The 13577-nt window shown below is 72.0% G+C and carries 13 protein-coding genes; 5 read left to right on the forward strand and 8 right to left on the reverse strand.

Annotated elements, in window-relative coordinates; all coding sequences use genetic code 11:
• The first annotated feature begins 105 nt into the window (after positions 1 to 105).
• Positions 106 to 1389, forward strand: a complete 1284-nt coding sequence (locus tag ABZ154_RS11525; protein ID WP_356831336.1) for a beta-eliminating lyase-related protein — start codon at positions 106 to 108, stop codon at positions 1387 to 1389.
• A gap of 28 nt (positions 1390 to 1417) precedes the next feature.
• On the opposite strand, the gene ABZ154_RS11530 is transcribed toward ABZ154_RS11525, so the two are convergent.
• On the reverse strand, positions 1418 to 1597 hold the full coding sequence (locus ABZ154_RS11530) for a hypothetical protein (RefSeq protein ID WP_356831338.1): 180 nt from the start codon (positions 1595 to 1597) through the stop codon (positions 1418 to 1420).
• A gap of 105 nt (positions 1598 to 1702) precedes the next feature.
• Between ABZ154_RS11530 and ABZ154_RS11535 the strand changes: the two genes are divergently transcribed.
• Complete coding sequence (locus tag ABZ154_RS11535; RefSeq protein ID WP_356831520.1) at positions 1703 to 2815, forward strand: DUF5937 family protein; 1113 nt, start codon at positions 1703 to 1705, stop codon at positions 2813 to 2815.
• A 12-nt stretch (positions 2816 to 2827) separates the two neighbouring features.
• Here ABZ154_RS11535 and ABZ154_RS11540 read toward each other — a convergent pair whose 3' ends face one another.
• Both ABZ154_RS11540 and ABZ154_RS11545 read right to left on the reverse strand, forming a co-directional pair.
• The gene (locus ABZ154_RS11540) at positions 2828 to 3502 is read right to left on the reverse strand and encodes a response regulator transcription factor (RefSeq protein ID WP_356831340.1); all 675 of its coding nucleotides are present in this window, start codon (positions 3500 to 3502) and stop codon (positions 2828 to 2830) included.
• Positions 3503 to 3559: 57 nt separating this feature from the next.
• Positions 3560 to 4762: a sensor histidine kinase gene (locus ABZ154_RS11545; RefSeq protein WP_356831342.1), complete on the reverse strand. Its 1203-nt coding sequence runs from the start codon at positions 4760 to 4762 to the stop codon at positions 3560 to 3562.
• A 96-nt stretch (positions 4763 to 4858) separates the two neighbouring features.
• Between ABZ154_RS11545 and ABZ154_RS11550 the strand changes: the two genes are divergently transcribed.
• Complete coding sequence (locus ABZ154_RS11550) at positions 4859 to 5851, forward strand: SAM-dependent methyltransferase (RefSeq protein WP_356831344.1); 993 nt, start codon at positions 4859 to 4861, stop codon at positions 5849 to 5851.
• 57 nt (positions 5852 to 5908) lie between these two features.
• Positions 5909 to 7051 (forward strand): NADH-quinone oxidoreductase subunit D, encoded by a 1143-nt coding sequence (locus tag ABZ154_RS11555; protein ID WP_356831346.1) that lies wholly within the window; start codon positions 5909 to 5911, stop codon positions 7049 to 7051.
• A gap of 43 nt (positions 7052 to 7094) precedes the next feature.
• On the opposite strand, the gene ABZ154_RS11560 is transcribed toward ABZ154_RS11555, so the two are convergent.
• The 4 genes from ABZ154_RS11560 to ABZ154_RS11575 form a co-directional block, all read right to left on the reverse strand.
• Entirely contained in the window at positions 7095 to 8240 is a 1146-nt protein-coding gene (locus ABZ154_RS11560; protein ID WP_356831522.1) for a hypothetical protein, read from the reverse strand.
• Positions 8241 to 8447: 207 nt separating this feature from the next.
• Entirely contained in the window at positions 8448 to 9422 is a 975-nt protein-coding gene (locus ABZ154_RS11565) for an ABC transporter substrate-binding protein (RefSeq protein WP_356831348.1), read from the reverse strand.
• Positions 9423 to 9486: 64 nt separating this feature from the next.
• Positions 9487 to 10161, reverse strand: coding sequence for an ABC transporter permease (locus tag ABZ154_RS11570; protein ID WP_356831350.1), 675 nt, complete (start codon positions 10159 to 10161; stop codon positions 9487 to 9489).
• A 3-nt stretch (positions 10162 to 10164) separates the two neighbouring features.
• Positions 10165 to 10965: an ABC transporter permease gene (locus tag ABZ154_RS11575; protein WP_356831351.1), complete on the reverse strand. Its 801-nt coding sequence runs from the start codon at positions 10963 to 10965 to the stop codon at positions 10165 to 10167.
• Between the two features lie 141 nt (positions 10966 to 11106).
• Between ABZ154_RS11575 and ABZ154_RS11580 the strand changes: the two genes are divergently transcribed.
• Positions 11107 to 12273, forward strand: coding sequence for a betaine/proline/choline family ABC transporter ATP-binding protein (locus ABZ154_RS11580; protein WP_356831352.1), 1167 nt, complete (start codon positions 11107 to 11109; stop codon positions 12271 to 12273).
• Between the two features lie 24 nt (positions 12274 to 12297).
• Here ABZ154_RS11580 and ABZ154_RS11585 read toward each other — a convergent pair whose 3' ends face one another.
• Positions 12298 to 13419, reverse strand: coding sequence for an alpha/beta hydrolase-fold protein (locus tag ABZ154_RS11585; protein WP_356831354.1), 1122 nt, complete (start codon positions 13417 to 13419; stop codon positions 12298 to 12300).
• Between the last annotated feature and the right edge of the window lie 158 nt (positions 13420 to 13577).

Raw genomic sequence — 13577 nt, forward strand, 5'->3', positions numbered from 1 at the left:
GCGTTTCGGCGAAGCCCGCCCGCCGCCCACAGCCTGTGGATAACTCCGCGGGGCGGGTGGGAATCGTGGGGGCGTGCCGGCAGTGGTCCGGGGGATGATCGTCCCATGACAGCCATGGATGAGCAGGAGCAGCGGCGGCGCCGACTGGCCGCCTGGCGGGGATCCCACCGGGTGCTGGCGCGCCGGTCCACGGACGGCACGGTGGGCGAGGGGCTCGCGGCGCTGGTGGCCGGGATCGGGGCCGGTTCCGGGGCCGGTTCCGGAACCGGTTCCGGTTCTGGGGCCGGTTCCGGTTCTGGGGCCGGTTCCGGTTCTGGGGCCGGTTCCGGTTCTGGGGCCGGTTCCGGTTCTGGGGCCGGTTCCGGTTTCGTACATGATCCGGACGACGCGGTGGATGTGTACGGGGGCGGGGTCGTCGCGGATCTGGAGCGGCGGGTGGCCGGGCTGCTGGGGACGGAGGAGGCGGCGTTCTTCCCGACCGGGACCATGGCCCAGCAGGTCGCGCTGCGGTGCTGGGCGGGGCGTACGGGCAACGCGACGGTGGCGCTGCACCCGCTGGCCCACCCGGAGCTGCACGAGGAGGGGTCGCTGGGGGCGGTGAGCGGGCTGCGTACGGTGCACCTCACATCGGCGCCCCGGATGCCGAGCGCGGACGAGGTACGGGACCACCCCGAGCCGTTCGGGACGCTGATGCTGGAGCTGCCCCTGCGGGACGCCGGGTTCGTGCTGCCCACGTGGGACGAGCTGGAGGCCGTCGTGGCGGCGGCCCGGGAACGGGACGCGGTGGTCCACCTGGACGGGGCGCGGCTCTGGGAGTGCGGTCCGCACTTCGGGCGGGGCCTTCAGGAGATCGCGGCGCTCGCGGACAGCGTGTACGTGTCCTTCTACAAGTCGCTGGACGGGCTGTCGGGGGCGGTGCTGGCGGGGCCTTCGGTGCTGGTGGAGGAGGCGCGGGTGTGGCGCCACCGGTACGGGGGCCAGCTCTTCCAGCAGTACCCGGCGGCGCTCTCCGCCCTGATCGGGCTGGACCGGGAGTTGCCTCGGCTGCCGTCGTACGTGGCGCACGCGAAGGTGGTGGCGTCGGCGATGGCGGAGGGGTTCGCGGCGGCCGGGGTGCCGTGGTTCCGGGTGCATCCGGAGCCGCCGCACACGCACCAGTTCCAGGTCTGGCTGCCGTACGGGGCCGAGGCGCTGGACGAGGCGTCGCTGCGGCAGGCGGAGGAGACGGGCGTGACGTTGTTCCGGCGGTGGGGGCCCGGGGCGGCGGGGGTGGCCGGGTTGCCGCCGGGGGTGTCGGTCACCGAGGTGACGGTGGCGGGGGCCGGGCTCGAGTGGTCGGCGGAGGATGTCCGGGAGGCGGTGGCCGGGTTCGTGGGGCTCCTGGAGTAGGGCGCTGTCGGGGGCCGGCCCGCCGGCGTCAGGGTTCCGTCCGCAACCGCCGGACGAGCTGGTCCGGCGGCGTCGGCGGGTGCGTCAGCCAGTGGTGGTAGAGGTCGCGCAGGGTTCTGCGGTCGTGCCGGCCCGGCGGGGGTGGCGGCGGTTCGCCCAGGCGGGCCGCGCGGTAGGTGTCGAGCATGTGCTGCTGGATGGCGTCCATGTATCCAGCGTCCGCCCGTCACCGCAGGTCCGCGCGTTGATTGACGGCCGCCGTCAAATGGGGCGACGCCCCGTACCCGTACCCCGCACCATGGGACGCGTGAGCGTGAACATAGACATCGACGGCCTGCCATCCGACCGCATCGTTTTCGCGGTCTCCCCGCTCACCGAGCTGGGGGACGCGCTGCACGCGCTCTCCGAGCCCGGCCACCACCCCGGCGTGCACGGCTGGGCCACCGCGACCTCGGCGGCGCTGGAGCCCGATCTCGCCGACCGGCTGCTGGAGGCGGAGTTCCTCTGGCGGAACACCTTCTCCGACATCTTCATGCCGTTCGCCGGAGTCCGCGGCGGCGACGGCAGGCCCGGGGCGACCCTCGCCGAGGACCTGGACATCCTCGACCGGCTGGACGACGAACGGTTCGTCTCCTCGGCGCTGGAGTTCACCTGCGCCAACCTGTACGCGGCGAACTCCGCCTCACCGCTCACGGACGCCGCGATGCGGGCCCGCGCCCTGGACATGGCGGCGGCGCGCGGCCCGCGACAGGTGAAGTTCACCGAGCGGCTCCTGGCCGACCCCGTCCGTGTACGGGGCTGGATCCGACGGCTCTTCGAGGACTGCGACCAGGCATTCTTCGCGGACACATGGCGCCGGGTCTCCGTCCAGCTGGTCGCCGACGCACGGCACAAGACGGAGGTGCTGCGGCGCAAGGGCGTCAAGGAGGCGATGGGCGCGGTCTCCGCCGCACTGACCCTGGACGAGGAGGCGGGCCGGCTCTCCGTCGACAAGCTGGCCGAGGCCCGGACCACCGCTGTCGACCCGGACATCGGCACCGGCCTCACCCTGATGCCCAGCAGCTTCGGCTGGCCGCACCTGATGGTGCTGTACGCCCCGGGCTGGCGGCCGGTGATCCAGTACCCGGTCCGCCTCCCCGACCTGCCGGCCCCCGCGTCCGTGGAGCTGCTCCAGCTCCGGATGGAGGCCCTGGCCCATCCGATGCGGATGCGCCTGTGCCGCAACCTGGCCCGCTCGGCGTACACCACCGGCGAACTGGCCGACTCCCACCGGATCACCGCACCCGAGGTCTCCCGGCATCTGTCGGTGCTCAAGAAGGCGGGCCTGATCACGACGCGGCGGCGCGGACGCTACGTACTGCACCAGCTGGACCTGACGGTCGTCGCCCGCATCGGCAGCGACTTCCTGGAGGGTGTGCTGCGGTAGGCGCCGCCCCGCTCAGCCCGCTCCCCCGCCCGCGCGCACCAGCCCCGTCTCGTAGGCGAGGACGACGACCTGGACCCGGTCGCGCAGGCTCAGCTTGGTGAGGATGCGGCCGACGTGGGTCTTCACCGTCGCCTCGGAGAGGACGAGCCGGGCGGCGATCTCGCCGTTCGAGAGGCCCTGGGCGACCAGGAGCATCACCTCGCGTTCGCGTTCGGTGAGCTTCTGGATGTGCTTGTTCTTCGGCTCCTTCTCGCTGCTGGGCAGCATCGGGGAGAAGCGGTCGAGCAGGCGGCGGGTGGTCGACGGGGCGACGACGGCGTCGCCGCTGTGCACCGAGCGGATCGCGGAGAGCAGTTCGGCCGGCGGCACGTCCTTGAGCATGAAGCCGCTGGCTCCCGCCTTCAGCCCGGAGAAGGCGTACTCGTCCAGGTCGAACGTGGTCAGGATCAGCACCTTCGGCGGATCCGGCTGGGCGCAGATGCGGCGGGTCGCCTCCACGCCGTCAAGGCGGGGCATACGGACGTCCATCAGGACCACGTCGACCGCCGTGGCGCGCAGGATGTCGATCGCCTCGGCGCCGTCCCCGGCCTCCGCCACCACCTCCATGTCCGGCTGGGCGGCCAGGACCATCCGGAAGCCCGTACGCAGCAGCACCTGGTCGTCGACGAGCATCACGCGGATGGCCATGGGGTCTGTCCTGTCCTGTATGGATGGTGGTGAGGGCTTGCTCTGTGGACGGGGGTTTCAGTCGGCCGGTTTGAGCGGCAGCAGCGCGCTGATCCGGAAGCCGCCGCCGGGCCGTGGCCCGGCGTCCAGGGTGCCGCCGACCATGCCGACCCGCTCCCGCATCCCGATCATCCCGTGCCCGGCGCCGTCCGCGCCGCCGTCCTCGTACAGCTCGTGCGCCGCGCCCCGGCCGTCGTCCTCGACCAGCAGCCCGAGGCCGTCGTCGAAGTAGACCAGCCGGACACTGGCCCCGGCGTCGGGGCCGCCGTGCTTGCGGGTGTTGGTGAGGGCCTCCTGCACGATGCGGTACGCGGTCAGCTCCACGCCGCTCGGCAGCGGGCGGGCGGTGCCCTCCACCTTGAAGTCCACCGCCAGACCGGTCCGGCGGACCTGCTCGACCAGGTCCTCGATCTGCTCCACGTCGGGCTGCGGGACGTACTCCCCGCTCTCCGGGGTGTCGCCGGTCCTCAGCACGCCAAGCAGCCGCCGCATCTCGGCCAGCGCCTGCCGGCCGGTGGAGGAGATCGTCTCCAGCGCCTGGCGGGCCTGGTCGGGCGCCGCGTCCATCACGTACGCGGCGCCGTCGGCCTGAACCACCATCACGGACACGTTGTGCGCGACGACGTCGTGCAGTTCCCGGGCGATCCGGGCCCGCTCGGCGGCGACCGCGACCTTGGACTGGGCCTCGCGCTCCCGCTCCAGCCGGGCGGCGCGCTCCTCCAGCTGGCTGAAGTAGGCCCGCCGGGTCCGCAGCGAGTCGCCCATCACCCAGGCCAGCACGAACGGCACCGTCATGATGACCGTCACGAAGATCAGCTGGGGCCAGGAGGCGCCCGGCTCGGGGTCCCAGCGCAGCTGCGAGAGACCGGCCGCGCTCAGGCTGCAGATCAGGGCGAGGCGGGAGGCCCAGCGCTCCCCGATCGTGGCCACCGTGAAGGTGATCACCAGCATCGCGAAGTCGGCGATGCCCGGCCGGACGTCGCCGACCAGCTGGAGCACACCCACCGCGATGGCGAGCAGCAGCATCTTCTCGGGGACGCGTCGGCGCAGCGCCACGACCGTGGAGAGGCCGAGCGCAACCGGAATCGCGAGGAGCTCCTCCCGCCCGGCGTCGTACATGCCCGACGCCATCGACATGCCGGAGAGCCCGAGGAGGACGACCGCCCAGAAGACGTCGACGCCCGTCGGGTGTCTGCGGAGAAAATCGTAGAGGCGCTGCACGTAGCCCAGCGTAAGGACAGCGGATAGGTGCCCGGGTCAACCGGAGGGTCGATCCAGATCCTGGGACCGTACTCCCCAAGGTGGAGACTGGCCCACATGACGGAGGAGTGGCAGGGATGGCGGGAGGCGGCTGAGACCGCTTTGTACGGGGACGGGGGCTTCTACCGGAGTCCGGTCCGGAGCCCGGCGGGGCCGGCGGGCCACTTCCGTACGTCGGTCCACGCGTCGCCCCTGTTCGCGCGGGCCGTGGCCGGGCTGCTGGCCCGGACCGCGGGGGAGCTGGGCGTCGGCGCGGTCGCCCTGGTGGATGTCGGGGCGGGGCGCGGTGAGCTGCTGACCGGGGTGCTCGCCGCGATCCCGGAGGGGCTGGAGGTGGTCCCGTACGGTGTGGAGGTCGCCGCCCGCCCGCCGGGACTGGATCCCCGGATCGTCTGGTGCGCCGAGCCGCCCCGGGGCGTCAGCGGGCTGCTGTTCGCCAACGAGTGGCTGGACAACGTGCCGGTGGATGTGGCGGAGGTGGACGGGGACGGCGTCGCCCGGTACGTACAGGTGCGGGTCCCGGACGGCGGCGAGCGCCTCGGGCCGCCGGTGACCGGGGCGGACGCCGCGTGGCTGGAGCACTGGTGGCCACTGTCCGCGCCGGGGGAGCGGGCCGAGATCGGGCTGCCCCGGGATCTCGCCTGGGCGCGGGCGGTGGGTTCGCTGGACGCCGGGCTCGCGGTGGCGGTGGACTACGCGCACGTACGGGGTGCCCGGCCGCCCTTCGGGACGCTGACCGGGTTCCGGGGCGGGCGGGAGGTGCTCCCGGTGCCGGACGGGTCCTGCGACCTGACCGCGCATGTGGCGCTGGACGCGTGTGCGGAGGCGGGGGGCCGGGGGGCCGCGGAGCTCACCGATCAGCGGACGGCGCTCGGGCGGCTGGGGGTTTCCGGGGAGCGGCCGCCGCTGAGCCTGGCCGCCACCGATCCGGCCGCGTACGTCACCGCGCTGGCGGCGGCGGGCGAGGCGGCGGAGCTGACCGCGCGCGGTGGGCTCGGCGACTTCGGGTGGCTGCTGCACCGGGTGGGCCCGTCGCCGGAGCACGGGTAACCGCCGGAGCGCGGGTAAGCCCGGTGCAGCGGGGCGGGTCAGGGAATACTGGCCCACATGACCCAGACGACCATCGGCATCGGCGGCGCGGCGGAGAGCACCGACATGGTGCTGAACATCGGCCCGCAGCATCCCTCCACCCACGGGGTGCTCCGGTTGCGGATCGTCCTGGACGGTGAACGCGTCCAACACGCCGAACCGGTCATCGGCTATATGCACCGGGGCGCGGAGAAACTGTTCGAGGCGCGCGACTACCGGCAGATCATCATGCTCGCCAACCGCCACGACTGGCTCTCCGCCTTCTCGAACGAGCTGGGCGTCGTGATGGCCGTCGAGCGCATGCTCGGCATGGAGGTCCCCGAGCGCGCGGTCTGGACGCGGACGCTGCTCGCCGAGCTGAACCGGATCCTCAACCATCTGATGTTCCTCGGCTCCTACCCGCTCGAACTGGGCGGCATCACCCCGGTCTTCCACGCCTTCCGGGAACGCGAGGAGCTCCAGGCGGTGATGGAGGAGGTCTCCGGCGGCCGGATGCACTACATGTTCAACCGGGTGGGCGGGCTCAAGGAAGACGTCCCGGCGGGCTGGTCGGGCCGGGTCCGGGATGCCGTCGCCTCGGTCCGGTCCCGCATGGACGTGTACGAGAACCTGGTCCTCGGCAACGAGATCTTCCGGGCCCGTACGCGCGATGTGGGCGTGCTCTCGGCCGCGGCGGTGCACGCGTACGGGGTGTCGGGGCCGATCGCGCGCGCCTCGGGCGTCGACTTCGATCTGCGGCGTGACGAGCCGTACCTCGCGTACGGGGAGCTGCAGGACACCCTGGAGGTCGTCACCCGGACCGAGGGAGACTGCCTGGCCCGCTTCGAGTGCCTGCTGGAGCAGAGCCTCAACTCCCTGGACCTGGCCGACGCGTGCCTGGACCGGATGGCCGGCCTGGAGCCCGGGCCGGTCAACCAGCGGCTGCCCAAGGTGCTGAAGGCGCCCGAGGGACACACGTACGCCTGGACGGAGAACCCGCTCGGCCTCAACGGCTACTACCTGGTCTCCAAGGGTGAGAAGACCCCGTACCGGCTGAAGCTGCGCTCCGCCTCCTTCAACAACATCCAGGCGCTCACCGAGCTGCTGCCGGGGACGCTGGTCTCCGACATGGTGGCGATCCTGGGGTCGCTCTTCTTCGTCGTCGGGGACATCGACAAGTAGCGGACCCGGCGCCTCCACCGGCTCGCCCCGGGCCTCTCCCGGCTCAGGAGACCGCGCCGCGCAGTTCCGCCACGTCGATCTGCTCGGTCTCGTCGTGCGCGGTGAGGTCGATGACCTTGCCCACGGCCCGGTTCTGCACCGCTCCCGTGCGGTGGGCGGCGAGCGCCTCCTCGCCGACGACGTCCGCGAGGTCCTCGTTCTGCACGGACTCGATCGCGGCGTTCGCCTGCTGGGCGTTCTGGGTTCCGAAGAAGTCGAAGCCGCCCTGGGGGGCCAGGTGGCGGCGGGCCGCGGCGTACGGCACGACGGCCGAGGCGGCCGGGACCGTACGCGGTGCGTGCACGGGCGCGGCGGAGGCCGGGGGCCGGGCGGCGAGAGCCTGGGGCCGGGGCCGGGCGCCGAGGGCCTGGGGCTTGGCCTGGAAGGGCTGCGTGGCCGGGGCCGGGGCGGCGGGGGCCGTGGGCTTCAGGGCCGGTACGCCGGTGGCCTCGGGACCGGCCGCGGGGGCGTCCGGGGCCGGGGCGTCCGGGGACTTCGCGGCCGGGGACTTCGCGGCCGGGGCGGGCGGGATGGTCGACGCGCGGCGGTGCTGATCGTGCTCGCCCGCCCCGGTGGCCGCCGCGTCCTTCCCCTGCGGGCCTTCCCCGTCCGCGCCCTGCTCCGCACTCCGCTCCGCGGCAGCGGTGCGGCGGGCTTCCTGGAGTGCGGCGTTGCGGGCGAGGCTCCGCAGGGCCTCGTCCGCGCGGCGGTAGGCGTCCGGGGTCGGCGTCGACCGTCCGGCGGGCAGCTCGGGGGACGGGGCGGCCGCCTCGATGGCGAGCTGCCGACGGCCCTCCAGCGCACTGGCCCGCTCGGTCTCGGCGTTGGCGTACCGGCGCAGCAGGCCCGCGTGCTCGCCGCGCAGCCCGGCGAGCTCCACACGCTTGCGGCGGAGCTTGGTCTCCAGGCGGGTGCGCAGCTCGCGCGACTCCTCCAGATCCTGCTCCAGCTCGGCTATCCGCTCCTCGGCCCGCCACTCGTCACGGAGGCGTGCCCGCGTCAGCTCGGCGACCTGCAACCCCGCGGCCCGGTCCCAGCTGCGCATCAGATACGCGCCGGTCAGGGCCGCCGCGGCCACGGCGGCGACCAGGCCGCGCAGGGCCAGGGGTTCGGCGAGGAGCCAGGCGCCGGCAGCACCGACGACCGACACTCCCGCCACCACGGAGGGCGGCAGGATTCTGTGAAGGGGTGGCGAATGGCGGTGGCGTCCACGTGGCATGGCCTGAAATTTACCGTGTGTACGCGTCACTTGGGGGGCCGCCCGGCAATCTTTCCCCGCCGGTTACCTGACGGCCCCCCGAACTCCTGCTTTTTGATCAAGAACAGTCCTCGATCAGGCGCTGATTCCTGATCAGGCCTACTTCTTGAGGAGGCCCTTGGACTCCAGATACTCCTTGGCCACGTCGGTGGGCTTCGCCCGCTCGGCGTCGACCTTGCGGTTCAGCTCGGCGAGATCTTCCGTGGTGAGGGTGTCGGTGAGCTTTCCGAGCGCGGCGGCGATCTCCGGGGCGCCCGCGTCCTTGGCATTGAGGACCGGCAGGACGTTGTCGGCGTTCTGGAGCTTCTTGTCGTCCTCCAGGAACACCAGGCCGTCCAGCACCGCGTCCGTGGTCGTCGTCAGGACCAGCTCGACCTTGCCGTCGCGGACGGCCTGCTTGGACTGCGGAGTGCCGACACCCTTGGGGTCGATCCCCGTGACGTCGATGCCGTACGTCTTCTTCAGGCCCGGTGCGCAGAACGGCCGCACCTCGCACTCGTCACCCGCCGCGATCTTGACCTTGAGCTTCGACTTTCCGAGATCGGAAAGGGTCTTGAGGTCGTTCTTCCCGGCGAATTCCTTGGAGACCGCGAAGGCGTTCTGGTCGACGGCCTTCCCGGCCGGAAGCACCTTGAGGCCCAGCGGTCCCGCGAGCTTCTCCAGGGCGGCGACCGTGGCGGTGACGTCTCCGGAGGCGAGGGGGGCGTTCTGGGCCTTCTCCGCCCCGTTCACCTTGGCGTTGAGGAATTCGGTGATCGTGGCGGCGTATTCGGGTACGACGTCGATCTCACCCTTCTCCAGCGAGGGCTCGTACAGCTCACGGTTCTTCACCGTGGTGATCGAGGTGCTGTACCCGGCGTCGCCCAGGATCTGCGCGTACAGCTCGGCGAGCACCTTGGACTCGGTGAAGGCGGCCGAGCCGACGACGAGCGAGCCCTTCTTGCTGTCGCCGCCCGAGGAGCCGGAGCCGCCCCCCTTCTCCTTCTCCAGGCTGTCGCCGCCGCAGGCCGCGAGCGACCCTGTCAGCGCCACGATGCCGATGACCGCTCCGGCTATCCGTGAGGTCCTGCTCATGTCTGTTCTCCGTCCGAGCTGAAAAGGTGACCGAAAAAGGAAGGTGAGGGGGCCGCCGGGTACCTCACGCGGTGCGGCGGCGGCGCAGCGGTGACAACACCCGGTCCAGCGCCACCAGCACCCCCTCCACCAGCAGCGCCAGGGCGGCGACCAGGATGGCGCCCGCGAAGACCTGTGCGGTGTCGTAGGTGTTGAACCCGGCGGTGATGATCCGGCCGAGGCCGCCGAGACCGACCATGGCGGCGATCGAGGCGGTGGCCACGACCTGGACGGCGGCGGAGCGCAGCCCGGTCATGATCATCGGGTAGGCGAGCGGCAGCTCGACCCGGACGAAGAGCTGCCCGCCGGACATCCCCATACCCCGGGCGGCCTCCACCACGGACCGGTCCACCTCCCGCATGCCGACATAGGCGTTGGTCAGCAGCGGCGGTACGGCGAACAGCACCAGCGCGATGATCGTGGGCCAGTAGCCGGAGTTGCGCAGGGGCGTGACCATGAACAGGGCCAGCACCGCGAAGACCGGAATCGCCCGCCCCACGTTGGAGATGTTGACCGCGAGCGCGCCGCCCCTGCCGATGTGGCCCAGCCACAGGGCGAGCGGCAGGGCGATGGCGCAGGCCACCGCGAGGGCGACCCCGCTCACGTACAGGTGCTCGCCGAGCCGGTGCGCGGCTCCGCCGTCGCCCGACCAGTTGGCCCCGGTGGTCAGCCAGGTCCAGGCTTCGCCGATGACTCCCACGGGTCAGCCCGCCTCCACCTTCGCCGGGGCGGGTATGCCCGCCGGACCGCCGGAGCCGCCGGAACCGTCCGCCTCACGGCCCGGGCCACCGGAACCCTCTCCGCCGCCCGCACCCGTACGCGTATCCCCCGCCGCCGCCGGTATACGCGTCCACGGCGTCAACAGCCGCTGGAGGCCGAGGAGCAGCAGGTCGGCGGTGACCGCGAGCAGCACGCACAGGACGGAGGCGGCGAGCACCTGGGCCTTGAAGAAGCTCGGCAGCGCGTCCTCGATGAGATTGCCGAGGCCGCCCTTGCCGACGAGCGAGCCGACCGTGGTCAGCGCGACCGTCGACACGGTGGCTATCCGCAGCCCCGCCATCAGCGCGGGCAGCGCGAGCGGGAGCTCCACCTCCCACAGCAGCCGCCCCGGCCCGTACCCCATGCCCCGGGCGGCCTCCTTGGCCTCCTGGGGCACCGCTTCGAGGCCGGCCAGGATGTTCCGCACGAGGATGGTGAGCGAATAGAGCACCAGGCCCGTGACGACGAGTGCGGCGGAGAGCCCGAACAAGGGCAGCAGCAGCGAGAACATCGCCAGCGAGGGCACGGTGTAGAGAATCGTCGTCAGCCCGAGCACCGGACCGGCGAAGCCACGGCCCCGGCGGGCGAGCAGCGCCAGCGGGAAAGCGACCGCGAGCCCGATGAGCACCGAGATCACCGTGATCCCGATGTGCTGCACGGTGGCGTCCGTCAGCTCCTGGCTGCGGGAGCGCAGATACTCGCCGCAGATCCAGTCGTTCGTCACCAGGCAGTTCGCTCCGGCCATCCGGCCCCCACCCCCCGTTTCCCTTGCCGCGCCCGTGTCGAACGGATGTCTGGCGAGCCTATCCTCGACCACTGACAATCACGGACGCTGTCGCATTCCGGCAGCACGCCCTTCACAGAACGCCCTCCACAATGGGGAATCATGATCCGTTTCGAGCACGTCACCAAGCGGTACGCGGACGGCACCACCGCCGTCGACGACCTTTCGTTCGAGGTCGCCGAGGGTGAACTGGTCACGCTCGTCGGACCTTCCGGCTGCGGCAAGACGACCACCATGAAGATGGTGAACCGGCTGATCGAACCGACCGAGGGCACGATATTCCTCGACGGGGAGGACATATCCGCCGTCGACCCCGTCGAACTCCGCCGCCGCATCGGCTATGTGATCCAGCAGGTGGGCCTCTTCCCGCACAAGACGGTGCTGGAGAACACCGCGACCGTCCCTCATCTCCTGGGCTGGAAGCGCGGAAAGGGGCGCGAACGCGCCGCCGAACTGCTCGACCTCGTCGGACTCGAGCCTTCCGTCTACGGCGACCGCTATCCGGAGCAGCTCTCCGGCGGACAGCGCCAACGCGTCGGTGTGGCCCGCGCCCTGGCCGCCGACCCGCCCGTCCTGCTGATGGACGAGCCTTTCGGCGCGGTCGACCCGGTCGTCCGCGAACGGCTCCAGAACGAATTCCTGAAACTCCAGGCCCAGGTCCGTAAAACCGTCCTCTTCGTCACCCACGACATCGAGGAGGCCGTCCGCCTCGGCGACCGGATCGCCGTCTACGGACACGGCCGCATCGAGCAGTTCGATTCCCCCGCCACCGTCCTCGGCGCCCCCGCGACCCCGTACGTGGCCGACTTCGTCGGCGCCGACCGGGGGCTCAAGCGGCTCTCGGTGACCCCCGTCGAGGAGAGCGACCTCGACCAGCCCCCGGTCGTCCACCTCGACGACTCCCTGGCCGAGGCCACCGAACGCCTCCGGTCCGAGGGCGCGCGCTGGGCCGTCGTCCTGGACGGCCGGGACAACCTGCACGGCTGGATCCCGGCCGAGGCGACCACCGCCGCGAAGGGCACCGTCCGCGAGCACGCCCGCCGGATGGAGGCCTGGCTCCCGCTCGGCGCCCCGCTCAAGCAGGCGTTCGCCACCATGCTCCAGCACGACGCGGGCTGGATCGCGGTCATCGACGAGAAGAGCGAGGGCCGCTTCCTCGGCGTGCTGACCCCAGCCCGGCTGCACGAGGCGCTGCGCCGCTCGATCGACGCCGACGCCCAGGCGCTGCCGCGCGCGGAGGTCGCGGTGGAGACCGTCGCTACGGCGTGAGCCCCCGCCCCCGAAGGCGCCCCCTCACTGCGCGCTGAGGCGCCCGCTCAGCCACTCCAGCGCCGGCGGGATCTCCCGCCGCCAGGTCGTGAAGTTGTGCCCGCCGCTGTCCAGCACGATCGAGGACACCCGGGCGGGCGCCTTCACCTTGTCGATGAACTTCATCGTGCTCCTCAGGTTCCCCTCGCCCTGCCGTGACGTCGTCACCAGGAACGAACCGCCGGACGGCGGCCGGTTCTCCAGCGTCCACATCAGGTCCGCACGGTCGCGCAGCTCCTGCCTCCCGTGGAACAGGTCCCCGGTCGTCGGGTCCTCGGCGGCCTTGTAGTACGCGGAGAGCCCGGCGCTCGCCGCGTACCGGTCCGGGTGGTGCAGCCCGATCTTCAGCGCGCAGTAGCCGCCGGTCGAGTTGCCGATGATGCCCCAGTTACGGGCCTGCTTCCCGACCCGGTACGACTGCGTGATCGCCTCCGGGAGGTCCTTCGCGAAGAACGTCTCCGTCTGCGGCCCCTTCGGTACGTCCACGCACTCGGTGTCCCGGGGCGGCGCCACCGTCGGCCGCAGCATCACCAGGATCATCGGCTGCGCCTTGCCCGCCTTCACACGCTCGTGCGCCGTCTGGGGATAGCGCAGGCCCTTGAGAAGGTTCTCCGCCGTGCCCGGGTAGCCGGTCAGCACCACCACCGCCGGGAACGTCCGCTCGGCGTAGGCGCTCCGGAAGTACTCCGGCGGCAGATAGACGTACGCCGGGGACTCGATCCCCGAGAGCCGCCCGGAGACCACCACCTTGTCGACCCGCCCGCCCGCCGTCGGCACTCCGCCGCCCGGCACGTCCGGTCGCTGGGTGCCGATCCGCGTGACGTTCCGTGGGCCGGGCCCCTTGTCCGTGTGGTCGCTGACCACGCCCAGCTCCTGCTCCTGACCGAAGAGGTCGGCCCAGGAGCCGTAGAAGAGGAACGCGTTGTTCGCCGCCAGGCCCACCGAGGCGAACAAGGTCAGCTGGGTCGCCAGCAGCAGCCCGACCCGGCCCGTCACGGCGGCGGCGCTCCGCCGGGCCAGGCGTGGCCAGAGCCAGACCGTGGCGGCGAACAGTGCCACGGCCCCGGCCGCCACGACCGCCAGAACTACCTTGCTGGTGAGACCCATGAGTGAGCTTTCTCCGCGCTTTCTCTGCTTGTTCTCTGCGTGTTCTCCGCGCTTCCGAGCGGAAATTCCCGGAATGTGGATGAACCCTCGCCACCTGACCCCCGTCCTAGAGGGAGCACATCGTCCGGAACGGCCACGACCGACGGACCCAAGGAATC

This window comes from Streptomyces sp. NPDC006261 (assembly GCF_040613515.1).
In the GTDB taxonomy this organism is placed as follows: Bacteria; Actinomycetota; Actinomycetes; order Streptomycetales; family Streptomycetaceae; genus Streptomyces.